37 protein-coding genes are annotated in these 25,307 nt (G+C 71.2%); 3 read left to right on the top strand and 34 right to left on the bottom strand.

From position 1 onward, the window contains the following. Positions 1 to 5: 5 nt before the first annotated feature. The 18 genes from E4N62_RS46825 to E4N62_RS46740 form a co-directional block, all read right to left on the bottom strand. The gene (locus tag E4N62_RS46825) at positions 6 to 560 is read right to left on the bottom strand and encodes a bifunctional 2-polyprenyl-6-hydroxyphenol methylase/3-demethylubiquinol 3-O-methyltransferase UbiG (protein WP_230224552.1); all 555 of its coding nucleotides are present in this window, start codon (positions 558 to 560) and stop codon (positions 6 to 8) included. Next, the gene (locus tag E4N62_RS46820; protein WP_230224551.1) at positions 487 to 1,023 is read right to left on the bottom strand and encodes a phosphotransferase; all 537 of its coding nucleotides are present in this window, start codon (positions 1,021 to 1,023) and stop codon (positions 487 to 489) included. The genes E4N62_RS46825 and E4N62_RS46820 overlap by 74 nt, the downstream gene beginning before the upstream one ends. Continuing rightward, positions 1,023 to 2,033, bottom strand: coding sequence for a DUF5309 family protein (locus tag E4N62_RS46815; RefSeq protein WP_230224549.1), 1,011 nt, complete (start codon positions 2,031 to 2,033; stop codon positions 1,023 to 1,025). The genes E4N62_RS46820 and E4N62_RS46815 overlap by 1 nt, the downstream gene beginning before the upstream one ends. 49 nt (positions 2,034 to 2,082) lie before the next feature. Then, positions 2,083 to 2,544: a hypothetical protein gene (locus E4N62_RS46810; RefSeq protein ID WP_230224548.1), complete on the bottom strand. Its 462-nt coding sequence runs from the start codon at positions 2,542 to 2,544 to the stop codon at positions 2,083 to 2,085. 247 nt (positions 2,545 to 2,791) lie between these two features. Next, positions 2,792 to 3,547 carry a hypothetical protein gene (locus E4N62_RS46805; protein ID WP_230224547.1) on the bottom strand — a complete coding sequence of 252 codons (756 nt, stop codon included), beginning with the start codon at positions 3,545 to 3,547 and terminating at the stop codon, positions 2,792 to 2,794. Further along, positions 3,483 to 5,027 carry a phage portal protein gene (locus E4N62_RS46800; RefSeq protein WP_230224546.1) on the bottom strand — a complete coding sequence of 515 codons (1,545 nt, stop codon included), beginning with the start codon at positions 5,025 to 5,027 and terminating at the stop codon, positions 3,483 to 3,485. The genes E4N62_RS46805 and E4N62_RS46800 overlap by 65 nt, the downstream gene beginning before the upstream one ends. A gap of 1 nt (position 5,028) precedes the next feature. Then, entirely contained in the window at positions 5,029 to 5,178 is a 150-nt protein-coding gene (locus E4N62_RS46795) for a hypothetical protein (RefSeq protein ID WP_230224545.1), read from the bottom strand. Positions 5,179 to 5,191: 13 nt separating this feature from the next. Further along, the gene (locus E4N62_RS46790; RefSeq protein ID WP_230224544.1) at positions 5,192 to 6,874 is read right to left on the bottom strand and encodes a Terminase; all 1,683 of its coding nucleotides are present in this window, start codon (positions 6,872 to 6,874) and stop codon (positions 5,192 to 5,194) included. Then, entirely contained in the window at positions 6,864 to 7,403 is a 540-nt protein-coding gene (locus tag E4N62_RS46785) for a hypothetical protein (protein ID WP_230224543.1), read from the bottom strand. The genes E4N62_RS46790 and E4N62_RS46785 overlap by 11 nt, the downstream gene beginning before the upstream one ends. Before the next feature lie 14 nt (positions 7,404 to 7,417). Then, the gene (locus E4N62_RS46780) at positions 7,418 to 7,843 is read right to left on the bottom strand and encodes an HNH endonuclease (protein WP_230224541.1); all 426 of its coding nucleotides are present in this window, start codon (positions 7,841 to 7,843) and stop codon (positions 7,418 to 7,420) included. 308 nt (positions 7,844 to 8,151) lie between these two features. Then, complete coding sequence (locus tag E4N62_RS46775) at positions 8,152 to 8,736, bottom strand: DNA primase (RefSeq protein ID WP_230224539.1); 585 nt, start codon at positions 8,734 to 8,736, stop codon at positions 8,152 to 8,154. 272 nt (positions 8,737 to 9,008) lie between these two features. Next, the gene (locus E4N62_RS46770) at positions 9,009 to 9,449 is read right to left on the bottom strand and encodes an HNH endonuclease (protein ID WP_230224537.1); all 441 of its coding nucleotides are present in this window, start codon (positions 9,447 to 9,449) and stop codon (positions 9,009 to 9,011) included. 20 nt (positions 9,450 to 9,469) lie between these two features. Then, positions 9,470 to 10,270: a hypothetical protein gene (locus E4N62_RS46765; protein ID WP_230224535.1), complete on the bottom strand. Its 801-nt coding sequence runs from the start codon at positions 10,268 to 10,270 to the stop codon at positions 9,470 to 9,472. Positions 10,271 to 10,373: 103 nt separating this feature from the next. Next, a complete protein-coding gene (locus tag E4N62_RS46760; protein ID WP_230224533.1) occupies positions 10,374 to 10,625 on the bottom strand; it encodes a MerR family transcriptional regulator in 252 nt (83 codons plus the stop codon). A gap of 270 nt (positions 10,626 to 10,895) precedes the next feature. Continuing rightward, positions 10,896 to 11,225, bottom strand: coding sequence for a hypothetical protein (locus tag E4N62_RS46755; protein ID WP_230224531.1), 330 nt, complete (start codon positions 11,223 to 11,225; stop codon positions 10,896 to 10,898). Further along, complete coding sequence (locus E4N62_RS46750; protein WP_230224529.1) at positions 11,138 to 11,944, bottom strand: hypothetical protein; 807 nt, start codon at positions 11,942 to 11,944, stop codon at positions 11,138 to 11,140. The genes E4N62_RS46755 and E4N62_RS46750 overlap by 88 nt, the downstream gene beginning before the upstream one ends. Further along, on the bottom strand, positions 11,937 to 12,344 hold the full coding sequence (locus E4N62_RS46745) for a hypothetical protein (RefSeq protein WP_230224527.1): 408 nt from the start codon (positions 12,342 to 12,344) through the stop codon (positions 11,937 to 11,939). Before E4N62_RS46745 ends, E4N62_RS46750 begins: the two co-directional genes overlap by 8 nt. Positions 12,345 to 12,419: 75 nt before the next feature. Next, the gene (locus E4N62_RS46740) at positions 12,420 to 12,695 is read right to left on the bottom strand and encodes a hypothetical protein (protein WP_230224524.1); all 276 of its coding nucleotides are present in this window, start codon (positions 12,693 to 12,695) and stop codon (positions 12,420 to 12,422) included. Between the two features lie 360 nt (positions 12,696 to 13,055). On the opposite strand from E4N62_RS46740, the gene E4N62_RS46735 reads away from it, so the two are divergent. Further along, positions 13,056 to 13,283, top strand: a complete 228-nt coding sequence (locus E4N62_RS46735; protein ID WP_230224523.1) for a hypothetical protein — start codon at positions 13,056 to 13,058, stop codon at positions 13,281 to 13,283. A gap of 57 nt (positions 13,284 to 13,340) precedes the next feature. On the opposite strand, the gene E4N62_RS46730 is transcribed toward E4N62_RS46735, so the two are convergent. The 15 genes from E4N62_RS46730 to E4N62_RS46660 form a co-directional block, all read right to left on the bottom strand. Further along, positions 13,341 to 14,180 carry a hypothetical protein gene (locus E4N62_RS46730; protein ID WP_230224522.1) on the bottom strand — a complete coding sequence of 280 codons (840 nt, stop codon included), beginning with the start codon at positions 14,178 to 14,180 and terminating at the stop codon, positions 13,341 to 13,343. Positions 14,181 to 14,263: 83 nt separating this feature from the next. Further along, positions 14,264 to 15,673 carry a hypothetical protein gene (locus E4N62_RS46725; protein WP_230224521.1) on the bottom strand — a complete coding sequence of 470 codons (1,410 nt, stop codon included), beginning with the start codon at positions 15,671 to 15,673 and terminating at the stop codon, positions 14,264 to 14,266. Positions 15,674 to 15,702: 29 nt separating this feature from the next. Continuing rightward, positions 15,703 to 15,918, bottom strand: a complete 216-nt coding sequence (locus E4N62_RS46720) for a hypothetical protein (protein ID WP_230224520.1) — start codon at positions 15,916 to 15,918, stop codon at positions 15,703 to 15,705. Between the two features lie 14 nt (positions 15,919 to 15,932). Beyond that, the gene (locus E4N62_RS46715) at positions 15,933 to 16,331 is read right to left on the bottom strand and encodes a hypothetical protein (RefSeq protein ID WP_230224519.1); all 399 of its coding nucleotides are present in this window, start codon (positions 16,329 to 16,331) and stop codon (positions 15,933 to 15,935) included. Further along, positions 16,332 to 16,535 carry a hypothetical protein gene (locus E4N62_RS46710; RefSeq protein ID WP_230224518.1) on the bottom strand — a complete coding sequence of 68 codons (204 nt, stop codon included), beginning with the start codon at positions 16,533 to 16,535 and terminating at the stop codon, positions 16,332 to 16,334. A gap of 72 nt (positions 16,536 to 16,607) precedes the next feature. After that, positions 16,608 to 16,901 carry a hypothetical protein gene (locus E4N62_RS46705; RefSeq protein ID WP_230224517.1) on the bottom strand — a complete coding sequence of 98 codons (294 nt, stop codon included), beginning with the start codon at positions 16,899 to 16,901 and terminating at the stop codon, positions 16,608 to 16,610. Between the two features lie 265 nt (positions 16,902 to 17,166). Beyond that, complete coding sequence (locus E4N62_RS46700) at positions 17,167 to 18,060, bottom strand: hypothetical protein (protein WP_230224515.1); 894 nt, start codon at positions 18,058 to 18,060, stop codon at positions 17,167 to 17,169. Beyond that, a complete protein-coding gene (locus E4N62_RS46695; protein ID WP_230224513.1) occupies positions 18,057 to 18,824 on the bottom strand; it encodes a hypothetical protein in 768 nt (255 codons plus the stop codon). The genes E4N62_RS46700 and E4N62_RS46695 overlap by 4 nt, the downstream gene beginning before the upstream one ends. Before the next feature lie 92 nt (positions 18,825 to 18,916). Further along, positions 18,917 to 19,222, bottom strand: a complete 306-nt coding sequence (locus E4N62_RS46690; RefSeq protein WP_230224511.1) for a hypothetical protein — start codon at positions 19,220 to 19,222, stop codon at positions 18,917 to 18,919. Next, on the bottom strand, positions 19,219 to 19,431 hold the full coding sequence (locus E4N62_RS46685; protein WP_230224509.1) for a hypothetical protein: 213 nt from the start codon (positions 19,429 to 19,431) through the stop codon (positions 19,219 to 19,221). Before E4N62_RS46685 ends, E4N62_RS46690 begins: the two co-directional genes overlap by 4 nt. Beyond that, the gene (locus E4N62_RS46680; RefSeq protein ID WP_230224508.1) at positions 19,428 to 19,631 is read right to left on the bottom strand and encodes a hypothetical protein; all 204 of its coding nucleotides are present in this window, start codon (positions 19,629 to 19,631) and stop codon (positions 19,428 to 19,430) included. Before E4N62_RS46680 ends, E4N62_RS46685 begins: the two co-directional genes overlap by 4 nt. A 102-nt stretch (positions 19,632 to 19,733) precedes the next feature. Then, positions 19,734 to 20,153, bottom strand: coding sequence for a hypothetical protein (locus E4N62_RS46675; RefSeq protein ID WP_230224506.1), 420 nt, complete (start codon positions 20,151 to 20,153; stop codon positions 19,734 to 19,736). 112 nt (positions 20,154 to 20,265) lie between these two features. Then, positions 20,266 to 21,441: a hypothetical protein gene (locus E4N62_RS46670; protein ID WP_230224504.1), complete on the bottom strand. Its 1,176-nt coding sequence runs from the start codon at positions 21,439 to 21,441 to the stop codon at positions 20,266 to 20,268. A gap of 92 nt (positions 21,442 to 21,533) precedes the next feature. Beyond that, complete coding sequence (locus tag E4N62_RS46665) at positions 21,534 to 21,722, bottom strand: hypothetical protein (RefSeq protein WP_230224503.1); 189 nt, start codon at positions 21,720 to 21,722, stop codon at positions 21,534 to 21,536. After that, a complete protein-coding gene (locus tag E4N62_RS46660; RefSeq protein ID WP_230224501.1) occupies positions 21,719 to 21,955 on the bottom strand; it encodes a helix-turn-helix domain-containing protein in 237 nt (78 codons plus the stop codon). Before E4N62_RS46660 ends, E4N62_RS46665 begins: the two co-directional genes overlap by 4 nt. 198 nt (positions 21,956 to 22,153) lie before the next feature. On the opposite strand from E4N62_RS46660, the gene E4N62_RS46655 reads away from it, so the two are divergent. Together E4N62_RS46655 and E4N62_RS46650 are read left to right on the top strand one after the other, a co-directional pair. After that, positions 22,154 to 22,999: a helix-turn-helix transcriptional regulator gene (locus E4N62_RS46655; RefSeq protein ID WP_230224499.1), complete on the top strand. Its 846-nt coding sequence runs from the start codon at positions 22,154 to 22,156 to the stop codon at positions 22,997 to 22,999. Positions 23,000 to 23,194: 195 nt separating this feature from the next. Next, entirely contained in the window at positions 23,195 to 23,713 is a 519-nt protein-coding gene (locus tag E4N62_RS46650; RefSeq protein ID WP_230224497.1) for a hypothetical protein, read from the top strand. Between the two features lie 10 nt (positions 23,714 to 23,723). Here the strand turns inward: E4N62_RS46650 and E4N62_RS46645 are convergent, their stop codons facing one another. Beyond that, positions 23,724 to 25,301 (bottom strand): recombinase family protein, encoded by a 1,578-nt coding sequence (locus tag E4N62_RS46645; RefSeq protein ID WP_230224494.1) that lies wholly within the window; start codon positions 25,299 to 25,301, stop codon positions 23,724 to 23,726. Positions 25,302 to 25,307: the final 6 nt, after the last annotated feature.

Below are 25,307 nucleotides of genomic sequence, written 5' to 3'. Positions count from 1 at the left end.
GACCCTCAATCCAGGGCCCCGATCGCGTACAGCGGCCGGATCTTCTTGGACTTGTAGCCGTGGGACTTGGCGATGACCCGGGCGCCCTCGAGGGCGGCGACCGCTTCGGGGATCTCGGGGCAGTGCGCGACCGCCTTCGGGAGCACCTCGCTTGCGGAGGCGGTCTCGACGAACAGCAGCCTCGCCTTGTCCCGCAGACCGGCGAGGAGTTCCTCCCACCAGGGGACGTGGTGCAGCACCGACAGGCACAGGACCACGTCGAAGGCGGGCAGCGCGTAGAACTCCTCCTGAGTCAGCCGGTGGAACACGCCGGTGACCCGCTCGTCGGCGGCCTCGTCGAGCGCACCGGGCAGCCCCTTGTAGTCGTCGACCGCCGTACAGGTGGCGTCGAAGTCCTCGGCCAGGCGCAGGGAGAAGTACCCGTTGTAGGCGCCGAGATCGAGGACGGTGAAGCCCCGGGCCTCGCCGAGCTCCTGGGCGATGGCCTCATACCGCGGGGCGGCCCTGCGGATCCCGGTGCCGATCTCCTGGCCGTTCACCCATCTCGGTTGGTACTGCATCTGTCCTCCAGCGCATACGGATCGAGCTCTTCTGAGGCGAGCCCCACCACTGCGGGGTCATGCCTCCGTGGATGGCCGGCACCGGGACGCCGGAGGCATCCGGCCCGTGCAGGTCGTACGACAGCGGCGCCGGCCGCGCGAGGGCGGTCTCCCAGTCGATGAGCAGCGGCGCCCCGTCCTCGGCCTGGACGATGTTCCCGACGTGCACGTCCCGGTGATGCACCCCTTCGGCGTGCACCGCCTGCAGGAGTTCGCGGAGCGCTTCGGCGGGCTGCCACCAGGGCAGCGCGCGGGCGGTGGGCCTGGTCTGAAGCACGAGGGCGGCGCCGTCGACGTCGAGGAGACGAGGCGCCGCCCACGGCAGACGCTGGTACCAGCAGGCCTCGGCGGCCGCGGCCGCGGGACTGCCATAGCGTTTGACGGTGTGCGACCGGCCCACCGTCACGGCCGCACGCCGCCCCATCAGGAACCGGTGCCGTCGGCCAGGCCCGTGATCTTCCCGTGGGCCTTCTGGTTGCCGTACTTCAGGCCGACCTCGCCGTAGATCTGCGACCGCTCGGCGGCGCCGACCTTGGCCAGCGGCTCGACGAACAGGAACCCCTTGCCCGGCGTGAACAGAAACGTCGGCGCGCACTCGTCGAGCGAGACCACCGCCAGTTCGTCGGTGGGCATGTACCGGTTGAGCATGATGTTCAGCCGGCCGAAGTCCGTCTCGATCGTCGTCACGGACACGCCGCCGACCTCGCGGGACATCTCCTGGTAGTTCCGGTCGGTGATGAACGCCTTGGTCAGCTTGCGCTTCTGGTAGGCGTTGCACATGATCGTCGCTGTCTCGGAGACCATGATCCCGCCGGACTCCCACACCATCTGCAGGAGGTCCAGCAGGAGATAGCCGGGCTCCTCCGCGCCGCCGTTGTCGGAGTCGAGCTCGGCGCCGGCCGCGGCGATCACGTTGGTGGTGATGGCCGCGAGGATGCCGCGGGTCTTGCGGGGGGTGAGGTTGTCCGCCGGGTTCTGGAACGTGCCCGTGAGGAAGGACTGCTCGACGTCGCGGGCGATCTGGATGAGGTGCTGGCGGATTTGCCAGTCGGCCTCGTTCATCACCGGGTTCATCCCGGAGATACCCACCGAGCCGGGGTGGGTGGAGCCGGTGGAGTTGAACTGCCCGACGGCGGCGAGCTTGGTGTAGGAGATCTCCACCGCCTCCTGGTGGATCTCGACGACGTTGGTCACGTTGAACCGCGTACGGGCCTCCGCGGTCGGGGCGTCCGCCCCTTCGAGGCGCTGCCGGTCGTCCGCGGCCGCGCGCAGGTCGTAGCCCTGCCACTGAAACAGCGTCGCGGAGACGGACTCGCCGCCGGACAGTCCGCCGATCGACGACAGGAACGGGGTGTCGGTCGGGGTCTCGGCGAACAGCTCGCCGACGTAGTTCGGCAGGTCGAACGTGTCGCCCTGCCCGGTGATGCCTGGCATCGGTTACCTCCAGTCGTCGGGCAGGACGCACACATCCGCCTGCCATGGATCAGGTCTTGCTCTGCTGCAGCTCGATGAGCTGCTGTGTCTTCAGGCGCCGCGCCTCGGCCCACTTGCCGTCCTTCTCCGCGGCCTTGATCTGCTCGGCGAGGCTGAGTTCGGGCGGCGTCGGCATCGCGCCGGGCCGCAGCTTCTCCACGGGGGTGCGGCCCTTGCCGCTCCCGCTGCCCTTGCCGCCGCTGGTGTCGCCGGCGCCGAAAGACGTCAGGAGTTCGTCGGCGTCCGCCTCCAGCTCCTCCTTGGTCGCGCCGACGAGCCGCTTGGCCTGGGCCTGGGTCAGGCCCTTGGCCGAGGCGACCTCCAGGCGCAGCGCCTTCTGCTCGGCCTCGACGGCCCGCTTCTCGGCGGCGGTGAGCTTCTCCCCGAGCTTCTCGGTCTCGGTCTTCTTGGAGTCCTCCAGCTGCTTCGCCTTCGCCGCGAGCGGCTCCAGCTCCTTCAGCCGGGTCTCCATGTCCTTGCGTGCCTTCTCGGCCTCGCGCCGGGCCGCACGCTCTTCGTCCAGGGCCTTCTTGCCCGCGTCCCCAGATCCACGGCGCGGGGCCGGTGGCGTGGGCGGTGCGGGCGGGTGGTGCCGTCCGTCGCGGGCGGCGTGATCGTGCCGTTGTCGTCAGCCATCGCGGCCAACCTCTCGGTGGGTGGTGTGTCCGCCATCGCAGCGGACTCCCCGCGCGGGAGCGCGGAGACGATGTGGGGAGGGCTCAGCCCTCAGCGGGCTCGGCGCCCTCGGTGCGCTGGCCGCGCTGGCCGGCGATGTGCTTGCGCCACGCCTCGATCGCGGCCTTGCCGGTGTGCCCGGACGTCACCCGCGACCACTCCTCGGACAGCCGCCGCACCTCCGGCGGCTCCGGCTCGCGCCGGTACAGCAGCTCCGGCTTGCAGGAACACCGGTCGTGGGACTGGAAGCGACTCGACTCCTTGGAGTAGACGGCGCCCCTGCCGATCAGCATCAGGCAGAACGGACACGGCGAGCCGCTGCCGCCCACCCTGCGCCAGCCCTCGATCGCGTCGTTGTCGGTGAACGTCCGCATGGTCGTCTCGCGGTCGCCTTCGAGGACCAGCCGGGTGGCGGCGCCCTGCAGCTGGGAGGCCATCACCCGTGTCGCCTGCACCTCGGACCCGCTCGCGGCCATCTGCGTCTTGAACGCCACCGGCCCCGACACGCGCAGACTCGTGGCGATCTGCTGCGCGTTGGGCTCGACGACCGCCGCGGCGATCGTGACGCCCTCCAGGCGGGCGTGAGCGACGAGGTAGCCGCGGGCGAGACGGGCGAGCGCGGACTGCCCGGTGAGGATCTCCTGCTGGATCTGCGGGGAGACCTGCTCCCACCAGCTGTCGATGTCAGCGACGTCGGCGCGCAGCGCGCTGACGCGCAGCCGGCGGGCGAGCAGCTCAGCGACCCGCAGCACCTGCTGCTGGTACTCCCGGGTCAGGGCCTGCGCCTGCGGGCTCGGCACCGGGCACCACCTCCGCTTCCGTCTCCAGGCCCGGGACGACCGGGGCATCGGCGCCGGGCGCGGGTGCGGCGAGCAGCGCGGCCATGTCGCCGAGGCCGTCGCGGTCCTCGGCGAGCAGCTCCCACCGCTTGATGTCCGTCTCCGTCACCCCGGGGATCCGCTCCCACAGCGCGCGCGGCGGCACGTCGAGGAGCTGGGCGAGTTTGCCGAGCGCGTCGGCGACCTGGGCGAGCGAGCGCGGCGTGGTGTCCCGCCACACCACCTGGGCGCTGGTGTCCTCCCAGGTTTCTCCGTCGCCCATGGCCAGCCCGGCGAGGCGGAGCATCTGCTCGACGCTCTCACCGAAGGCGGTCTTGTGCTCGCCGATGTCGAGCTGGTGACCGGCCTCCAGCGCGGCCAGTGCCTCGGCGGAGACGTTGGAGACGGCGTTGCCGACGACCAGGGTGTGCGGCGGGATCTGCCGCGCTGAGGCGACGTACAGCAGCGTCTTGTCCCGGCTGTTGAGGTAGCCGTTGAGGTCGGCCTGGCTGAACTCACCGAACTTCGTGTCCGGGCTGTCGGACTGCCACACACGGTTCACGGCCGCGTTCCACGGCTCGACGGGGTTGCCGTTCTCGTCCTCGGCGATCGCCATGCCGGTGACCCACCGCTGTTTGAAAGCCTCGTACTGTTGCGTCATCAGCAGCCCGAACGTGGTCTGGTTCAGCTGCCGCTGCGCCGGGAGCATCGGTTCCACGATGCCGGTCGGCCCGTCGTCCAGGTCCTCGTACGACTCGCAGTACCTGACGATCGGGCACACCCCGAGCCCATGCTCCTTCACCTCCACCTTCGAGGTGTCGATGGTGATGCCCTCCATCGGCAGCGGGTCCGTCCACTGGCCGTTGGCCTGCGGATGCACCATCGCCGCAGGCACGTCCGTGGTGTACGTGAAGTGATCGTCGAGGACGGTGACCGCGGAGACCATCGTCACCGGCTGATCGGCGTCGATGACCGGGTGCGGCAGCCCGACAGTGATCCCGTACATCGGCCACTCGTCGTTGACCGCGTCCTCGTACAGGGCGGTCAGCCGACGCGGCGAGTACGGCGTGATGACGGGTACCGGGTCGCCTGGCATCACCACGGCGTAGGAATAGCCGTACGTCAGGGCCGCCCGGTACAGGCCGCTCTGGCGGGCATCCATCCGATTCGGTTGCCAGACGGCCTCCCACACCGGCGAGTTGTCGACGGTGCCGGAGGGCCGGTAGCCATCGACGAACAGGCCCTGCGCCACCGAGCTCACGAGCAAGGGCAGGATGTTGAAGCGGGCCTGGTCGACGAGCTTCCGGTACTCCACCGTCGCCGATGTCGGCACGTAGATGTCGCAGACCCGGTTCTTCAGGTACTCGCGGATCATGGTGATCCGGCCCGATTCCGCACGTCGCGCGGCCAGCAGCCACGGCAGGACCTTGCCCAGCTGCTGGGCGTCCATCGGCTCGGCCACGTCAGTCGCCCTCCTTGTCCCACAGCAGGGCAGCCACATGGAGCCACGTATCGGCGAGGCCTTCCAGGCGCTCCATCAGCATCAGGTTCGTCTCGCGTTCCGCGGCCTGCAGCAGCCGCACCGTGTTGCCGATTGCCTCGTCCGAGGTCATGCCGGCCACCTGCTCACCCCCATCCGACGACTCGTCCGGGCCGCTTCTTCGGGGCGGCCCTGTACTTGGCCCAGGCGGGCGAGGCGAGGAGCTGGCGGCGGACCATCCGCGCGCCGACCGCGCACACCGCGAGGTCGATCTTCTTCGGTGACTCGCGGTTCTCCTTCGAGATGCTCACGCCGTACTTGTTCGGGCGGCGGCGGGAGTTGAGGATGTGCCGCTGCAGCCGGGAGTCGCCGTCGTGGGTGAGGTCGCGTTCGCGGATGTCGATCTCCATGCGCCCGCAGGCCTCGGTGAACTCCCGTACGTGGCCGCGCATGTCCCATGCCACCGGGTGCGCGTAGCGGCCGAGGGTGGCCTGGATGAGCAGCTGCTCGCCGAAGTCGCTGCCCCAGTCGTCGATGTAGGACTCGAACTCGGCGACGTCGCCGAAGAAGGCGACCACGGTGCGTTCGTTCATGACGCGGCGCACGGTGGCGTCGACGTCCTGGCGGTCGACCTGCCAGTCCTTCCCGGCCGGTCCGAGTGGTTTCTCCCAGCAGCCGAGGACGAAGGTGTGGCCGGTCTCGACGTCGCAGCCGACCAGGCCGGTGGCGTCGTCGGACTTGGAGCCGTCGAAGAACATCACGATCGGCGCGTCCGCCGGCACCTCGCGGTCGGGTTCGGCGCACGCGGCCCACTCCGGTTTGGTCGTCCAGGCGTGCCGGGCCGCGGTGGGCTGGTTGAAGAAGTACCGGCGGGAGTCCTCGGGGTCTTTCTCGATGTTCCAGAACTCGTTCTCGATGATCCCGTCGAGGTCCAGAACGTCGGCGAACGGCCCGTACACCTCACGCAGCGCGGCGGTCAGCTCCTCGTGGCTCGTGAGGTCGACCTCGGCCGGCGCCTCGCGGTGGTCGAACAGCAGACGCGAGCCGCGGACCTTGCCCTCACGGATCATCTTCGCCCGCTCGTGCGTGCCCTCGGCCACCGAGCTGTCGCCGGGCTGGTACATCGTGGTCGTCTGCAGCGTCCACGGCTGGGCGTCTTTGCGCTTGCGGCAGTTGCGGTCGACGGTGACGTACATCCGTTTGAGCTCCGGCGTGGCGTACAGGTGCGTCTCGTCGAAGATCGTGCAGGTTTCCTTGCCGCCGTCCTTCGACGAGGAGGATGCCGTGGACGGGCGGATCTCCCCGCCGCCGGGCACGAACGTCCGCGTGATGCCCGCCGCACCGGACGGCAGGCCTTCGCCGAGCGGGCCCTCGGAGAGGTTGAAATAGATGTTGTCGTAGGTGTTGCCGGCCTGCTCCTCCTCGGTGGCCAGGCACCTGACGAACGGGTAGGTGACCCGGCGGCCCATCGGCTCCCCTGGCGTGTACTCGTAGCGGAAGCCCTGCCACTGGAACACCTCGCCGCCCTCGGCGAACCCGGCGAACCGGCACGGCCCGAACGCCTCGAACAACCCGATGAACGCCGCCAGCTCGCTCTTGGCGCGGCCCTTGCCCCGGGAGATGACGGCCGAGTCGTACAGCTTCCGCCCGGACGGGTTGAGGGCGTAGGCGTCGACGATGAACCCGCCGAACTCTCCGTCCAGCTCGACGGGGTCGCCCTGGACGTCGCCGGGGCCGTGGACACAGAAGTACTCGATCCACGCCCAGCCCAGCAGGCCGAGGGAGCGGTCCCGGTCGTGGCCCGGGGCGTGGATGAGTTCACGAGGCATCGGTCATCCGCCGTCGGCGCGCGGCGGTCATGTCCGTCACACCCTCCGGGGGCGTCCCGTCGAGGTTGCCCTGCTCGGCGGGGTCCTCGACGACCGTCCAGCGCAGCGCGGCCATGCCCTTGGGGGTGAGGCCGAGGCGGTCGTCGAGTTCGCGCATCTCGCGGCAGACCGCGAGGCGCCCGGAGGCCAGCGACGCGAGCCGCTGGAACAGTGCCTTGAGGTCGGCGGCTCCGGCGGCCTGGGCGTCGATGATGTCGAGGGCGTCGAGGGAGTGGACGGTGCCGATCGCGGCGAGGTCGTCCTCCAGCGACGCACGCCGGGCGATCATCACCTCGTGGCCGGGTGCCCAGGCGCAGGCCTGCGGCGTCGACCACGCCCACTTCCACCAGGCACGCCCGACCTTGCCGAGCCTGGCCCAGGTCGGCGGCCGCGGCGTGGGTGCGGTGCGGCCGCCGACCGGGAGCTTGGTCGTGGGGATCGTCGGAGCGTTGCGGCGCCGCTTGTTCTCAGCAGGCAGCGGTCCAGGCATCGTGCTACCTCCGTTCACCCGAAGAGCGCGCATTGCACGAAGGCATCAAGCGCGTCCTGCTTGCTCGAATTGCACCCGTAGTGCGCGCATTGCGCGTTCGCGTTGGAGTGCACACCACCAGCTGCGAGCGGGATGACGTGGTCGACGCTCGGGGCCAGACGGTGACGGGGGTCTACATCTCGCCGCACTTTCTTGCCGCATATCTGGCAGCGCCACCCGTCCCGCTCGAAGATGTACCGCGGGTCTACGTCCTCGACGTAGGCCTCACGCTTCCGGGCGCGCCGGTTCTTCGCGTAGACCTTTCGCTTCTCCCGGTAGCGGCTGCTGTACGCGACGCCGGTGCGGCTCTTCCACTCGGCGAAGAAGCGCCGCTGCCTGTCGTTGTGGTAGGCCCTCGTGCATGCGGGCTTCCCGCACTGCACTCGCTTCAGATTCACCATCGTGTCGCCGCAGTGGGGGCACTTATTCAAAGGCCGTAGAGCGCGGGCTTCCGCTCTCGTGGCTTCTTGTCGCTCGCGCCACTGAGTAACGCGCCCTTCTGCCAGGGCTTGGCGGTAGTTGCCTTTCGAACGACAGCGCGGCGAGCAGTACGTCGGCATCGGGCCGCGCTTCGGCTTGCGTAGTGGACCACCGCAGCAGAGGCAACTTTTCACTTGTTCCTTCTCCCGGGCATGCGAAAGGCCCCGAGCCGGGAGACTCAGGGCCTTTCTTCCCGCGCGGATCAGGCGCGGGCGTTTTCGGATTGGTGTTACGTCAGCGAGTCCAGAACCTCGGTGAGGTCGGCGAGCTGCAGCGGCGCCTGGTGGTAGCGGTGGCCGAGGGCGATGTAGCGGCCGGAGGAGTACGCCTCAATCGCGGCGCCATCCGGCCGGCGGATGCGGCGACCGCGCGCCAGACGGCCGCGGCCCCAGATGTGCAGGCCGGTCCCGGACAGTGAGACCTCGGTGTAGGTGGGCGGGCAGGCGGCCAGGATCTCGGCGGCCCACGGCGCCAGCTGCTCGCCGTCGAGGCAGTGGTCGAGGTCGAGGACCACGACGTCGTCGCCGTCGGCCAGGACGTAGCCGAGCCCGGCACCGTGCGGCGAGCGGACGGCGTCGGTGTGGCTCGCCCAGGTCGCCGGGTCGGTCGACGAGGCGGGCCGTCCGGTACCGGCGGTCAGCGGAACCTTGTCCGCGCTGCGCCGTACCCAGCGCTCGCGGCCTCGGAGCTCGACGGGGACGGCCGTACGGGTGCGGTGGGCGGCGACCCGGCAGCGGGTGCTGCAGAACCGGGCGCGGTGCGAGTGCCGCGCCCGCAGGTGCTCGCCACACTGCTCGCAGGTCCGGGTGTTCATGCCTCCATCCTACCGCAGCGTGTAACGGTAGAATAGTCGCTGAGCTGCGATGATGCTGCACACCCTGAGGAGTCGAGGGGCTGTGTGCCCGTCTGTCTGCAGGGGAGTCGGATCACCCCGGCGCCTCGGCGCCCAGCCGCGTGTACCCCCGCCGAGGGCCGGGACGGAGCTGGACTCCGGGACCCGTACGGATCGCGCCAAGCTATGCCGCACCGTGGGCCAAACCGGAGGGCGGAGGGGGTCACCCCCCACCCCTTCGACAAACATGCAGGTCAGAAGGGTGGAACGTCGGGATCGGATCGCTTGGGCTTCGCGGGTTGTGTGCTGATCAGGCCCGGATGCGGCGCGGCTGGCCGCTGTCGGCTGGGCAGCGGTCCGCGTGAGGCGCGGGCCTGGATGGCGGTCCGCTTGCGGTGGTGCGGCCCGCACAGGGTGCGGAGGTTGCCGGGGCTGTGGTCGTCGGGGTCGCCGATGTGGTCGGCGTCGGTGCCCTCGGCGGTGCAGCGTTCGCCGTCCTCGATCCATGTGCACTGGTGTGCGTCGCGGGCGAGGACTTGGGCGCGGAGGGTCTTCCAGCCCCGGGGGCGGGGTGTGGTGCGCCAGGCGGAGGGGCCTCTTTCCAGTGCTCGGCCGGGGAGGGGGTGGTCATTGGCATCTCCTCCCCGGCCGAAGGGGTGCGGCCCCGTACCTGGCTGGTGCGGGGCCGCGTGCATCTCAATGGGTAGCGAGGGGGTCAGACGTCGCAGAAGCCGATGCGCTTGAGGGCGGCGTTGATCTGCTTGCCCTGGGCTTCGGTGGTGGTGACGTCCTTGTAGGTGAAGCGCTGTGCGGCGAGCCAGTCGAGCCGGTTGGCTTCGCCGTTGATGGCGCTGCACTGGTTGCGTGCGGCGTCGACGGCCTTGTCCTCGTGGCGGACGGCGTCGGGGTTCACGGCCTCGATGGCGTCGAGGAGTTCCTGGCGCTTGGCGCCGGTGGGCTCGGGCGGGAGGCCGGCTGCTTTGGCGGCGGCGTCCCGGTCGGCTTCCTCTTTGGCCTCGTCCGCAGGGTCTACGGGGCAGGTGCGGTCCGGGTTCGTGGAGAACTCCGTGTCGCCGTCCTCGAGTCCGGTGGTTGCCGCGCCCATGCTGCCGACGGCCTTCTGTCCGTTGGCGAGGCGGTTGTCGACGTCGTCGGTACCGCCTGTCGAGCAGTTGATCACGACGTAGTAGCCGGCCTCTTCGGTCAGCTTGCCGGTGACGTCGTCGAAGACGGCCTTCAGGCTCTTGGTGCTGTCGACCTCGACGACGACGTTGCGCTTGTTGCCGCTGGTGTCCTGTTCGACGATCTCGTAGCGGGGCGCCTTCGCGGCGGCCTTGTCGCTCTTGTCGTTGCTGTCGCCGCCGGTGAGGGAGGTCAGGGCGCTGACGACGGTGGCCATGAAGACGATGCCGAGGCAGCCGATGCCGACGAGCGCCGCTGGGCGGGTCTTCTTCGGCGGTCTGGGCGGTTGCGGTACGGCCCATCCCGGCTGGTGCGGGTGTGGCTGGTGGCTCATGGGTTTCCCCCACGGGTTGCTGGTGTGAGGGGCCAGCATGCGCGGTTCGCAGGGGTGCGTGAGGGCGATGTGTCGGAGTTGTGACAGAGGCGGGCGCTGGCCTCTACGGGGTGCGCTGGGTGGCGCGTTCGGGGTGGAGGGCGATGTCGCGGGTGGCGAGTTCGGCGCGGGCGAGGTCGGCGAGGGCGTAGAGGGGCCGTTGGCGTTCGTCGAGGCCTGCGACGGGGAGGTGGCCGCGGCGGCGCCAGTTGCAGATGGCGGACCGGCTGACGCGGGCCGCGCCGGCGGAGACGCGGCGTCGCCACTCGGTCGCGAGCCGGGCGGCCTCGGTGCCGTTGTACAGCTGGTCGGCCATGCGCGGGCCTCCTTCGCCGTGCCGGTGGATGCGCCGCAGCCCCAGACCTGTTGGGGGGGTCTGGGGCTGCGGCTTTTCATGGTGGGGTGGCAGGGACCGCTCTTGAGGCTCGCGGTAGCCCGCCGGCTCTGCGGCCCGTAGGCCGGGGCCGGTCAACCCTTCCCTGAGCGCCACCCGAGTGGGAGTTCTGTGAGGAGGGCGCACGTGTGGTGCTGGCGCCATGTTCACACCGTGGCCGGTTTGTTGTCCAGCGACAACGTTCGCGTCGCGCTACGGCGAGGGTGCCTGTTTGGCGCCGGGGATGAGGGCGAGGGTCTCGGCGACGATGCTGTCGTGGCCCGCGCGGGCCTCGTCCTCGGTGTCGTAGCGCTGCTGCCGCTGGTCCTCGGGGCCGCCGAAGACCATGGTCTCGAAGAGCTGGGGGCCGAAGCTGGGGATGTCGATACCGCGCCAGACGGTGGAGATGCGGGCGGTGCGGTGTGGGCCGTCGGGGGCGGTGAGTTCGGTGAGGGCTATGCGGACGTAGCCCTGGTCGCCGAGTAGCCGGTTGGCGGTGTCGGCGTCGATGGGCTGTCGGTTTCGGTCGTACCAGAGCTGCATGTCGGGTCTTCCTTGCGGCCTTTGCTGATGAGGATCTGCAGGGCGGTGCGGTAGAGGGCGGGCAGGACGCGGCGGGCGTGGGCCTGGTACTCGTCGCGGGTGAGGAGGTTCCCGCAGACGACGCACTCGACGTAGTTGGCCCAGTCCTCGTCGACCAGGCCGAACGCGTCGCACGAGGGGCAGGGGGCGTCCTGGGCGTGGCGTTGGGGTTCGGTGTGGGTGATGCGGCGTACGCGGGTGAGGACGTCGGCGAGTTCCTGGTGGAAGAGGCCGGCCCAGTCGGCGGTGAGGGTCCAGGGGAGGTAGGCGATGTGCCAGGCGACCCAGGTGTGTCCGGGGCGTCGCCAGGGGGTTGGGGCGAGGCGGATGTGGGTGGCGAGTATCTCGGCCCAGCCGCGGAGCATGGTGTCGACGGGTATGGGGCCGTCCTGGTCGTGGCGGGCGTCGCCGTAGGGGTCGGTGAGGGTGGTGTTGGATCCGGCGCCGAGGAGGTTGAGGACGTCGCCGCGGGCGGGCAGGGGTGAGTGGGCGCGGCCGCCGTGGATGGTGCCGGTGGTGGGGCTGCGGTCGGGGTAGAGGCAGGCGCGCAAGTGCGGGAGTTGCCACTGCAGTTCGTGCAGCTGTGCAGTGAGGCGGCCGGTGCACCGGTGGCACAGGCGCCGGCTGCTCTTGGTGTCGCGGGAGCGTCCGCAGTCGGGCGTGGCGCAGCGGTCAGACACGGCCGGTCCCGCCGAGGCGTCGCTGTACGCCGGCCAGGACGGCGGGGTCCTGCAGGAGTTCGGGGATGGAGCGTTCCTCGCGGCCGTCGGCGACGTGCTCGTTGCCGAGGAGGATGTCGAGGAGCTTGTCGAACTCGGCGATCACCTTGGTGGACGACTTCTCCATCTCCTGCTTGGTCACCTCGCCGAGGGCCTCGACCTGCTTGGTGACTTCGGTGTCGATGACGGTCCTGACCGTGTCGGCGGCGAGGGTGGCGGCGAGTGCTTTGGCGGACGCGATGAGCTGGCGGGCCTCGCGGATCTCGTGGCGGAGGTCCTTGAGGGTGCCGCGGGCCTCACTGATCTCCCCTTGGAGCTGCTCGCGGAGTCGGGCCAGGTCCTCGGTGCTGGGCTGATTCATGATCGTTCTTTCCGGCCGGGGATGTCCGACCATGCCTACTGGCGGGTAAGGGATCTCGCTCGTACGCGCCTGCGGTTACCGCGCGCGTGATCGCAGGCGCGCGTGCGCGCGAGACGGGTCAGATCTGGGGGTGGCGGGCCATGACGGCTGGGTCGGGGTGCAGTCGGCGGTGCAGCCGGGTGGGCACCAGCCGTAGGCCTCGGGGTGGGTGTCCAGGGCGCGGAGGACGAGGGACGGGTCGGCGGCGACCAGGCCGGGGTGGTGGGCGATGAGCCAGAGGACGCGCTGGAGGGCGCGGCGGCGGTCGGTGTAGGCGTCGAGGAGGGCGTCCACGGTCTGTTGGGTGGGCATGGTCAGTGCCTCCTTGCGGTCATGACGGGCTCCCGAAGATCTGTTCGAATGCGGTGTCGGCGCGGCGGTGGGCTTCGCGGATGGTGCGGTCGGTGAGGTGGGCGCCGTTGACGCAGCGGGGTTCGTCGCAGGCGACGCGGACGCGGCCGTCGGGTTCGCGGCCGTGGTGGGCGCGGAAGGCGACGCGCCAGCCGCTGAGGGCTTTGCTGCGTGTCCAGATCGTGGGTTTCCCGCCGCCGTCGATGGGGCCGGTCCAGATGGTGTGGCCGTCTGTGGCCGGTCGGCTGTACTGGGCGAGGGTCTGTTCGGGGGTGCGGGGGCCGGTGTGGCCGGGGCAGCGGCCGGGGGCACGGGGATCTTGTGCTGCAGGCGGACGCCGGAGACGCGCTGGGCGCTGACGTGAAGCTGTTCGCGGATCTCGTTGTAGGTGGCGCGGCGCGGAGCATGGCGGCGATGGCGGCGTCGACCTCTGCGGCCTCGGGGCCGGGCGGCGGCCTGCGCGGCCGGGGGCAGGGGATGTTCAGGGCGCGGCGGGTGGCGGCGATGGTGGCCTGGCCGACGCCGAGGCGGGCGTGGATCAGCCGGTAGGTGGCGCCGGCGCGGAGCATGGCGGCGACGTCCTCGGGGGGCGGGCGGGTGGTGGCTTCACGGGGTGTCCTTCCGGATGCGGCGGTCGGTGAGGTGGGCGCCGGCGATGCAGTCGGGCTGGTCGCAGGTGCGGCGGGTCTGGCCCTCGGGGTCGCGGCCGTGGTGGCGGCGGAAGGCGATGGCGCGGGCGTTGTAGGTGCGGCCGGAGGCGATCAGGTCGAAGCTGCGGCCGCTGCGGGGGCCGGTCCACAGCAGGTGGCCGCCCTCGGTGGTGGCCCGGGTGTGCGTGGTGAAGGCCTCGTCGACGGTGTAGCGGCGGGGGTTCTCGCGCTTGCGGCTTGGGACGGGGATGCGGTGCTGCCTGCGCAGGCGGGAGATGCGGTTCAGGGCGAGCCGGAGCGTGCGGTGGATCTCCTTGTAGGTGGCGCCGGCGCGGAGCATGGTCACGGCCTGGTCGTCGAGGTCGGCCATTTCGGCCTTGCTGCGCCTGGTCCGCCCGATGGGCAGGGGGATGTTCAGGGCGAGGCGGGTGCGGTGGATCAGCGTGTCGGACACGTGCAGCTGGGTCCTGATCTCGGCGTAGGTGGCGCCGGCGCGGAGCATCGCGGCGACGTCCTCGCGGGGGCTCATCGCTGCCACCTGACGGGGCGTACGCCGACGCGCACTTTGGCCGAGGAGAGGCGGCGGGCGGCGGGCCGCTTGGGCGGCGGGTTGCTGCAGGTGGGGGCGTGGGTAGTGCAGGGCCTCGGAGCCCTCCAGGGTGGAGCGGTCCTTGGCGAGTTGGCGGACGTGGTAGCGGCCGACGGAGTCCTGGCGGACGGCCTGGTTGCCGTAGTCGGGGACGCGCTGGGCGTTGATCATCTGGGTGTTGCCGTTGGCGTTGAGGCAGAAGATCACGGCGTCTCCACAGTGTGGGCAGCGGCCGGGGCCGTTGCGGGGGTGGGGCGCGGGTTCTGGTAGGGCACAGGGGGTCTCCTCGGTCAGGCGGTGAGTGGGTGGTGGCAGAGGCGGCAGTTGGGGTGTCTGAGGGGTGGCCGGTAGGGGGCTCGGCAGCCGGGGCACTGGTGCAGTGCGGTGGAGGCCGCTGTGGTGGGTGGTGGGTGACCACGTGCGCGGCCGCGGTGCCGTTCGGGCGGGAGGGCGGCGCAGGCCTTGCAGGGGATGCCGCTGTGGCGGATAAGTCCGTCGACGCAATCGGCGAGGCCGCAGGGTGAAGCCCAGTCGGCGAGGGCGACGCCGAGGAGCCACCGGCCGGGGTCGGCGAGCAGGTTGGCGGCGCCGGTGCGTTGGCGGCGGTGGAGGAGTTGGTCGTGGAGGTCGTCCACGGGGACCTCGGCGTCGAGTTGGCGGCCGATGGCGCGGGCGGCGGTACGGATCACGAACTCGTTGATCCGGGGCAGGAGATCGGCGACGGGGGCGAGGACTTCCCAGACCCTCGGCGAGAGGCTCAGCCCGGGCCCGTCGTACGGGCGCGGGCTCGGCTCGGCGTGGAACGTCGCAGGCACAGCGGAGTTATCCACAGGTGAGGGCGCCCACTTACGGTCACCTCGCCTACGGCGGACACCCCCACCCGGGGGCGCATCGTTTCCAAGGTGAGTCAGTGCATGGTCTTCCTTATACGCGGGGGCCCCGCACTGAGCATCGGGACCCGCCCCGTACTGAGCATCGGGAGTCGACGGCGCGGGGGTTGCGGTCGTGGGCGGGGCGGTGGCCGGGTCGTGGACCAGGTGGACGGGGTCGTCGTGGACGGTGATCTGGTGGCGGCCGCGGTAGCCGGCGCGCTTGTCCTGGGTGATCCAGCCCGCTCCCTCGAGTTCGTCCAGGAGGCGGGCGGCGGTGCCCTCGTGCAGGGCCTCGCCGACGACGTGCTTGCCGCCGAAGTGGCGCAGCGCCTCACCGATCTCGGCGAGGGTGAGGTCACGGTGCTCGACGAACGTGGTGTAGCGCAGGAGGAGGTACAGGCGGTGCAGGGTGCCGCGCAGGGTGTCAGCGGCCCGTACGGGCGCGCTCACGTACCGCTCGTCGGCGTCGAGGGGGCGGGTGTCCCGCTCGTTGGTGAGGCCCTTGCCGGTGGCCCGGTGGGAGCGCTGACGGCGGGTGAGTTCCGCGATGCCGTCGGTCGGCGCGGGCCTCGACAACCGGGTGAGCGCCTTCTCGACGGCCGAGACGGACAGGCCGGTGAACTCCGCCAGCCTCGCCACCGAGGCCTCGCACATCCGGCCCCGGGAGAGCGCCTTGACCTTGCCGTAGATCTTCGTGTCGGCGTCCGCGTAGGAGACGGTGTCGACAACGACCCGCAGCGGGTAGCGCACCCACTGCCCGCGCCCCACGCCACCGGCCCCGCCACGGGTGTGGCGGGGCTCGGCGGGGGACGCGGGCAGACGGGCCATCTCTCAGATGCCGTCCGGACGGTGCGGGGTCAAGGCGGGGACTCCTCTTCGGGGTGGGGCACGGTGTACTCGGCGCCGCAGGGCGCCGTCTTGATGCCGGTGCTGACGTGCCGGTGGTAGGCGCCGCAGCCGCCCGATCCGACGCACTGGACTGAGTACTCGGTCTGGCCGGACGTCCTGATCGGCACCGTGGGCAGGTACGGCTCACCGCCGTACGCGGGTGGGTCGTCGGGCAGTAACGCCATCTGCCCCTCGACGCTCACCGTGGCCCGCCCGTATGGGCAGGCTCCGTACGGAACCTGTTGGGCAGGATCAAGAAGACGGGGCGCACCAGGTCCTTGTCCTCCCAGGTCTCGATGGGCGGCCGGGAGATGAAGTGGCAGCGTTCCAGGCGCTCCAGGGAGATCCGCACGAACTTGCCCTCGATGCCGGAGTCCTGGGCGAGGAGGCGGGCGTCCTGGCGGCCGCCGGGCGCGATCACCCCCTGGTCGTCGGCGTGGTGGGCGAGGATCAGGGCGATCAACCGGGCGCTGGTGTGCAGGTCGTCGGCCATCACCGCCCGCTCCCACACGGCCCGGTCATAGGCGGGTGCCGGGCGGGCCGGGCCGGGGCGGCCGGATGCCGTCGCGCGCGGCGTGGCTGCTGCTGTTCTGGTCATTCACGCGTCCTTCGGGGTCTCGTTGGTCGTCACTCGGGGGGTGGGGCTGTCGTGGCCGGCCAGGGCCCAGGGGCTGTGCCGGTCGCACCGCCACCCGCCCGGGTAGAAGCGGGAGTTGAGGGAGTGCGGGAGGGACGGGACCTCGCACGGCTGACGGCGGCCGCGCCGCCGGACAACCGCGGCAGCCAGGTCACGGATCGGCACGGTCTCCTCCTCAGTCAGTGGTCGGCCGGTGGCCGCCCGCCCCGGGAGTCGGGCGGGGCGGACGGCCGGCTTTCAGGTGTGACGGCAGGGCCGTACGCGGATCTGCACGTCGTAGCCCTGACCGCGCTGCAACTGCCCGGTGGCAAGGGCCTGGTGGTAGGCCGCAGCGAACGCCCGCAGGACGTCCTCGACGACGTAAGGGATCTGCAGGCCCACCCGGGCCAGCGCGACCAGGTCGCGCAACAGGCCCCGGCGGCGGGACAGATCCACTCGCAGCCACGGACTGCGCGCGCCCGGCAGCGGGATGCGGACCGCGCCGACCGTGTGGCCGACCGGCGCGGCCGCCACGACCACGCCCTCGACCACCGGCGCCGCCCTGTCGCCCGCCCGCCCACCGGATCGGCCACGGTGGCCGCCCGGTCGCCCAACCCGGTGGTCTGCTCGCCCACGCTGGTCGCCTGGGCGGCCGGGCGGGCGGTCTGCCCGACCACGGCGGGCGGCTGGGCGACCGCCGGGCTGGTCAGCATCTGGCGGACCTTGTACCGGGTGATGCCGAGCCGCTCGGCGATGACGCGCTGGCTCATCTTCTGGGCGGCGAGACGACGTGCCTCGCCCGCCTGGTCGACGGCGCTCACCGGTCACCGCCCGACGGCTCGTCGTCGGGCGCCCACGGGTCCGAGGGCTCTTCCTGCGGCGGCGCGCTCGGCTCGTCGTCGGCCTGGTCGTCCTCGTCGGGGCGTTCCAGGGGGCGGGAGGCGTGCCACAGGGCGCGGGCGAGGTCGCCGCGCAAGTACCGCAGCCACAGCTCCGTGTCCCCGTCTCCCGCATGGGCGGTGATCGCCATGCGGGCGGAGGTCCGGGCGCTTTCGACGGCCGCGCGCACATCGGCCAGCGGTTCGGGCAGGTCCATGTCGTGCGGCTCGTACGCCCAGGGCTCGATGTACCAGCGCAGCCGGGCGGGCTTGTCGTCCGGCTCGGCGTAGACCTGGCGCATACGGTCGATGAGTACCGCCGCGTGCTCGGGCGAGCAGGCGGTCAGCGTCTGGTGGGTGCGCGGGCGGGGCCCGCGGTCGACGTACACGAAGTCGTCGCCGCACGGGCACTCGTCGGCCGGGCCGTGCCCGCAGCCGAGGTCGACGGGTGCGCCGACCCAGTCCCGGACCAGACGGAACCCGACCACCCGGTAGCGGGTGGCCTTGGCGCACCGGGTGTCCAGGCCCGCGCAGGGCGGCCCGGCCTGGCACGTCTTGGCCCGGACGTACTCCTGGTGGTAGCAGGAGTCGCAGGTGCAGCCGCCCGCGCAGTTGCAGCCCAGCGGTTCACCGTCGTCGTCGGTGCCGGCGCACTGGCAGCCGTCGTACGGGTCGTAGTCCTCGTCGTCGTCCGCCTCCATCGCGGGGGCGTCGGCTTCGAGGGGGAGCAGGTTCGGGGACCAGGCGCGCAGCAGGGTGCGCAGCGCGGCGTCGATCTCCTCCCGCGACGGCACCGGCACCGCGGGCGTGACGGTCGTGGTGGGCTCGCTCACTTGACGTCCCCCTCGGCCGGGGTGGCGGCCGAGGCCGTCTGCTGGGCGGCGCGCTGCTCGGCGAGCCGTTTGCGGTGGGCGTCCTTCGTGTCGAGGAGGACGTACTGCAGGGCGCCCTCCAGGAGGAGGCCGTAGGCGTAGGCGGCGTCCGGGAGACCGCGGGCGTGGTCGCCGGCCTCGAACATCTCGCCCGCGTCGCGCTCGGTGACCTCGTGGTCGGGGCGGCCCGCGATCTCCTCGGAGACGTCGTGGGCCAGATGCGTGGACCGCAGCCGGTCGTACGCGGCCGCCAGCTTCTCCGCGCCCGCGTACGCCTCGACGCCCTCGACGCTGTAGCCGTGCGGGATGGGGGCGGGCCGCTCGTAGTGGTCGAGGGTGAACACCACCTGGCGGGGCTCCCCGCCCGCCTGCACCTGGGCGATCGCCCACGCCGCCCCCGACGCGAACAGCATCGCCGTGTGGCCGTACCAGCGCCTGGTGAGGGAGCGGTGCTCCTGATAGGCGCGCCGCAGCTCGCGGACCGCCCGTACGTGCGGGCGGTGGTTGCTGTAGGTCCGGCGGTGCAGGGGCACCGTGTCCGGGCCGGGCTCGTGGGTGGTGCGGCCCTCGTGCAGGACACCGCGTTCCCACCGCGTGTGGTCCTCGGCGAGGGAGGCCGCACGGTCGGCGAGCCGCCACTCACGGGCCGCTTCACCGAGCGCGCCGACGCTGTCGGTGAGGTGCTCGAACCAGGGTGCGTTCTCCGGCGCCAGGTTGTACGTCATCAGTGGGATCTCCACAGTCGTGGTTGGTGGGCCGGGCGGGCGGCACGGTTGTCAGGGCACGTGCCGCCCGCCCGGCGGTACAGGGGGACGGCTCAGGCCTGGTCGTCGGCCTGGGCGAAGTCCGGAAGCGTGCTGCGATGCGTCCCGCACAGGACACAGGTCGCGTCCTCGTCGCCGGTGATCTCGTGCGCGGTGGTGCCGGGGCAGTGGCCCTCGCATGCCAGCTGCAGGAACTCGCCGGTACCGGTGTGGCGGGCGCCGGTGCGGAAGCCGGCGTACGGCTCCGGGGTGCGGCCCTGGTAGCGGGCGTGGCGGGCGAAGATGAGGGAGCCGATCAGGACTGCGGCGGCGATGCAGCCGAGGAGGACCGCGATGAACAGGCTGGCGTCGAGGTTCACGTGCTCTCTCCGGTGGTGGTGGTCTGGCCGGTCCGGGCCAGGGCGGTGACGGGCACGGTGATCCGCAGCCCCTTGGCGCGCAGTGCCTCGGCCTGGGCGGCGGCGATGCGGTCGATGTCGTAGCGGGGCAGCAGCGGCATCTCCTCGGCGAGCTGGTCGGCGAGCACCTTCACCGCGGCGTCCGCGACCAGGCCGAGGCGCGGACTCACTCGCGCACCCCCGCCCGGGCCGGTCGGCACTCGACCTCATCGAGCCAGCCGGCGCGGCCGGTGCTGCCGCCCACGTAGAACCAGAAGAGGACGTTCCCGTCGCGGGTGGCCCGCGGCCGGGCGCCGACGGTCAGCCACACCCCCGAGGGCTGGCGAACCTGGTCGCCCGGGCGGAGGTCGAGGACGGGGCGGGTCACCATGCGATCAGCCCCCCGCCCGGCAGCCCGGGTGAACGCCGCCCACACGCGTGTGGGTGTCCTTCCCGTCCCCGCCCGCCGCGCGCGGGCCCTCCTCGATGGCGCTCACTGCGCGCCACCCGCCGTCTCGGCCTCGGCGGCGGCCTGGTCCTGCTCGGCACGCCACGCGCGGTACTCGTCGCCGGTCAGGGACCGCGTACCGGAGACCTTGACCTTGATGCCGTTCACGACGGCCTTGGCCGCAGCCCGCTCGTACCCGCTGCCGGCGATCGTCACGGTGGCCTCGACACCGAGGACCGCCGCGCAGGCGTGCGCGCCGTCGACGGAGTCGCAGTGGATCTCCAGCTCGGCGTGGACGTCGGGGCCGGCACTACTGGCGAGCGCCCAGACAGTGGGCAGCATGGTCTGGACGGGCAAGTCGGGGTGGTCGGTGCGCAGGCGGCGCGCGAGCTGACCGACCCTGAACGCGGCGGCCTCGAAGGCCTCCAGCTCCGCGAGCACGTTCCGGCTGGTGTCCTCGCTCATCGCGCACCGCCGATCCGGCGGATGCGGCGGCCGCTGTGGGCCTGGCTGTCGCAGAGGTAGACCGCGAGCAGGTAGAGCACCCACCCGCCGAACGTGCCGAGGATCAGCGTGATCACTGGGTCGCCCCCTGACCGCCGTTGCCGGCGGCGGTGCCCGGAGTGGGCACGAACGGGATGGTCTCGGGGGCGTCCTCGACGGCGTCGGTGTCGGCCTCCATGTCGGCGAGGCTGTCGTACGCGTCCGAGATGAACTCCTCGACGTTCCCTCCGTACAGCGGCCCGGGCGCCTGGCGGCGGGGATCGATCGCGGCGGCCCGGTCGGCGGCCGCGAGCTCGGCGCCCGCGGCGGTCATGGCCGCGCTCGCGCAGAGGGGGTTGCACCACCAGCGCGGGCCCTGCTCGCTGCCGGCGACGTCGACGCAGATCCAGCCCCACACCGTCGGGTCGGCGGTGTCGAGGTCGTCGGCGGACAGGCCGCAGCCGGGGGTGGCGCAGGCCTCCGCCGGGTGGATGGTGGCGAGGAACAGCTCGGCGAGGTCCCGGCGCTGGGCGTCGTCGAGTTCGAGGACCGCGCGGGCACCGAACGTGGTCTCGCACCCGACGAGGGTCTTCTCGCCCGGGCGGTCACCGGCGGGCGGGGCGACCATGCCGTCCCAGGTCAGCTTCAGGGGCCGGTCGTCGGTGGTCGCCTGCCGGCCGTCGAGCGCGCCCAGGACCGCGTCCACCGGCAGGTGGTAGTAGCCGGGGCGGCCGTCACACAGGCGGTGCACGGCCTTGCAGCCCTCCTGCAGGGGGGCGGTGGCCAGCCACCGCTCGTGGAACCAGTCGGCCGCCTCGGCGGCCTCGGCGGCGGCCTCCAGCTCGGCGCGCATCTCGGCACGCTCCTGCTCACGGGCAGCGGCCTCGATGTCCTTCGCACGCTTGGGGTCGAAGAGCAGGCCGCTGTCGTACTGGGCCTGCGCCCACTCGCGGGGGGTGCCCGCACCGTTGTTCATCGAGGCGCCGATCACACCGGCCGCGGCCTGTACCGGGTCGACCTCGCAGCCGTCCCCGCAGACGAGAACCTGCGCGCCGGAGCGGTAACGCTCCTGCCCACGGGGGACGAGGTCGCGGCGGTTGCCGCAGACGGCGCACATCGGGAACAACGGCTCCGGCGCCGTCGACACCAGCGGCGCGGGAACGGCGGGGGTCACGGCGGCCTGCATCGCCGGGACCTGACGCAGCGGCATCGCGGCCGGCATCGGGCCGGGCACATGGAAACCGAACGGGTGATGGGATGATGCGGTCAAGGTGATCCACTCCTGGGTTGGGTTTTGGGTGTGGATGTGCCGTAGGGGTCGTGCGCGGGTGGAGCCGGGCGCGGCCCCGAACTATGTGCTGGTCAGGCGGCCTTGGCGTGGGCGGCAGCCTCGTCCGTCGCCAGAGCCGCAGCGGCCGGGGCGAGGATCGGGCGCAGCCTGTCGATCAGCTCCTGCGGGATACCGACCGTGCTCACGGCCCGCCGAGCCTGGCCCTGCGCGTCCGCGATCTCAGCCGGGCTGAGCAGCCTGTGACGCTCCTCGCGCGTCACGCCGCACTCTCAGAGACGGTCGGCTCAGGCGGCATCAGATCGGCAATCTCGCAGCCCAAGACATCAGCGAGCTGCTTCAGCACACGCGGCGAGGCCCCCGTCACGCCGCGCTCCACCTGAGACATGTGGTTCTTCGAGATGCCCGCCTTGAGCGCCAACGTGGTCTGGTTCAGTCCGGCTTGGATCCGCTTACGGCGAACTCTCCCCGGATCCTGGTTCCTTCGGGGTTCCATGACTTGAGAGTACGGGCAGGTATCGCGAAGTACAAGCAAAGTACCGAACTTTACGGTACTTCACCGCACAGAGCAGAAGGGGGCGGGGTCGCTGACCTGGGAAAGTTCGCTAAAGTTCAGTGAAGTTCCGTTGGGGCCAGAGATGGAGTCGCCGTGACCACAACGCCACGCACCCCGGAGCCGCCAGCGGAGGGCGAATTGATCCGCGTCGCGCGCCTCGCGCGAGGCCTAAGCGCCGAAGACGCAGCAGCCCTCGCGCAGGTCAAGCTCGGCGCCGCACGATGGCGTCAGATCGAGCGCGGTTACAAGACCAGAGACGAGCCTGTACACGCTCCCCCCAGGACACTCGCCCACATGGCCCGCGTGGTGGGCGTGACGCCTGAACAACTGGAGGACGTAGGCCGCGGAGACGCCGCAGAGATCCTCCGGGAGATTCTGCGCGCGACGGGCTCCAGCACACCGGAAGCCGGGCCAGCGCTCTCACCGGACGAGGAACTGTTCCGACGCGTAGTGACCGCCGCGGCCAAGGAACTGAGAGTGAGGCCCGACGCCTCGGACGAGATCATGCGGCGAGTGCGCCGGGATCTCGAAGAGGCACAGCCGCCACTGGAGCCCCCCAGGAGAGCCCTCGCGGAGCCCGAACCTGAGGCTCCGGACCCGGCGACAGGGCGTACAGATCTGTCCGATCTAGTACGCGTGCACCGTGCCGAGACTGGGCTGAGCCTGGCGGAGGTCGCGGCCCGTGCGCTCGACCCCACCAGCGGAGAGCACGTGATCGAAGCGGATTGGCTGGGCCGCCTGGAGCGCGCCGAGCTGGGCCCGGCGGAGCATCCGGAGTATCCGCAGCTGGACGCGCTCGCCGACGTTCTGGGCCTCGACCCGGGCGCCGTTCAGGAGGCCGCCGGGGTGCAGTTCATGGACGTCCACACGGTCTGGAGCGACGACGGTCAGGTCAGGGCGGTCGTGACCGGGGAGCTGGACTCCGAGGACCTCGCGAAGGTGCACAACCTCATGCGCCTGTACGGCAGAGCCCCCAAGCGCTGATGGCGCAAAATTGCCTATAGCCCAACTGCCCGCACACATCAGTGCAGTTGAGAGCCCCTCACATGCGGCCCGTAATGAAGGTGTGGCCAAAAGTAATCGCCCTGTGCATGATGGGTCCCCCGCCTGGCAGCGAGGGACGCAAACCATAGGAAAGCGCTGCCTTCTTGAGGGCAGCGCCGCAGGGGGTGGACCGCAGTGTCCGACACGTCACGCAAGCAAGCGCTCTACAGACTGGCCGAGCCCGGGGAGATACCAAAGGGCCGTGCCATCCATGTGAAGGACCGGCCAGGCGGTCAGATCGAGTTCCTTCTCAGCCCGGACCACACAGAGCAACCCCTGTGCAACGAGTTCGACAGGGCCACCAAGCACAGCGTGGTTCACGGACTCTGGCGGCAGCGGTGGACCGACGACGGACGTCTGATGCGCCCGGCGCAGGGGCTCCGGCTGGCCGTCCTGCGCTGGGAGACCGTACCGCCGGACATGATGCCCACGGGGCGGCTGCTCGTGACCGTCGAGGACGAGGGCTGGTGCGTCCACCTCGTCGACGAGCGCTACTGCACCCGACAGCTTCAGGGCGAGATAAACGACCTGCTGCTGCGCCTGGCCGGAGACGGCCTGTGGGTCCAGGCCTGGCTCCGCCGCCGGCCGTTCCCGTCGGCGGCCGCGCCGGATCCGCTGCTCGCACCGCCGGTGATACCGATGGCGCTCGCGTAGCCGGACGGCCTTACGCCCGGCTTCCATCCACCGGCTTGAAGCCGGGCTCGCCGAAGAACGACATCCGCACGCGGCCTTCGAGGGACTTGACCCCCTGCGCCGGCGCTTTGAACACGCGGATCGTCACGACCTCTCTAAGGATCATCCGCTGAGTGGCCATCTCCAGGCTCGCCCAGATCCTGTCCGCGTCCCGGTTTCCGACCAGGCCTCGCAGGATCGGCGGGATCGTGGCCGCCTCGATCTGCCCCTTGAGCTTCTTCATCTGCGGGCTCAGCCCTCGCTCCAGGTCGGCGAGCGTCAGCGCGGACATCCGCGGCTGGCCGTCGTCGTCGAACTCGCGCGCGGCAGCGCGGGCCTCACGCAGCTGGTGCTCCATTCCCGTCAGCTTCCTACGGGCCCGCTTGATCGTGTCGGACTGGGCGCTCTGCTCGAAGGCCCGCTTCGCCTCGGCCGAGCTGAGCCAGGTCACCACCCCTTCCTCGACGTAGGCCTGGAAGCGGGCGGCGCTCAGCGTGACGTCGGTGCGGACGCACCGGTACTGCTCATGCCCCTTGCCGTCCTTCTTCCACCTGACGAGGGGGTCCTGGTCGCCGTGTTCGCCGCAGACCGGGATGCCCGACAGCAGGTGCTTCACGGACGTGTCATGCGACTTCCCGTACCGGCGCTGCTCGATGATGCGCTGCACAGCGTAGAAGCGGTCCTCAGGCACTATCGCCTTCCAGGTGGCGGTGCCTGTCTCCTCACCGTTGTTGATCTTCTTGCCCAGGAACGCCTTGTTCGTGAGCATCTTCGTGATGGCCTTCGCGCGCCACGGGTTGCCGAATCTGGTGAGCAGTCCCAGCTCGATCAAGGTCTGGGTGATCTCCTCTTCGGACCGCCCCTTGCGTTCCAGGCGGGTGCGCTGGGCCTGAGTCTGCTCAGCGACTTTGCGGGCTATCTCGTTGGCGCCTGTGCCCTTCTCAGCCAGTTCGAAGAGGTCGTTCACGAACTTCGCCTGCCGGGCGTGCGGCTCCTGGTTGAGGAGTTCACCCGTGCTCTGGTCGTAGACGCGGCGGTAGCCGGTCAGGACGGGTCCGTGCGGGCGTCCCTTGGCGGCGTTCCCGTTCAGCGTGCGGACGTTCCTGTCGCGGATGCCCTCGGCCTCGTCCTCGGCCGCGATGGCGTCCATGGCGGTTGCCTTGCGGTCCGCTCGCTTGGACAGGTCGTAGACGGTGCCGTTGTAGCAGAGCAGCACGTTCGCGGCGAAGCAGGCGTTCCGGAGCCGGACGTAGATCTCCAGGTCCCGGTAGTACCGCGAGGCCTCCCACGCGACCAGGATGCGGGGCTCGCCGGCCTCGATCCGCTGCAGCATCTCGTCGAACTCGTCGCGCGCCTTCCGGGCATGCCGGCTCGCCGAGATGCCGGTGTCCTTGAATTCGTGGAGGACCGGCCAGTCGTGCGCTTCGCACAGCGCGCGGCCGTTCATCAGCTGGTCGGAGACCGAACGGCCCTTCTTCTTCGGGTCGGCGGAGTTCCGCCCGTACAGGAAGGCCCCGAACGGGGCCCGGTCCGGATACACCAGGTGGAGGTACTCAGGGGCGATCGCCATGCCCGG

Source organism: Streptomyces sp. MNU76 (assembly GCF_020982545.1).
In the GTDB taxonomy this organism is placed as follows: Bacteria; Actinomycetota; Actinomycetes; order Streptomycetales; family Streptomycetaceae; genus Streptomyces.
This window is presented reverse-complemented; position numbering and strand designations above follow the sequence as displayed.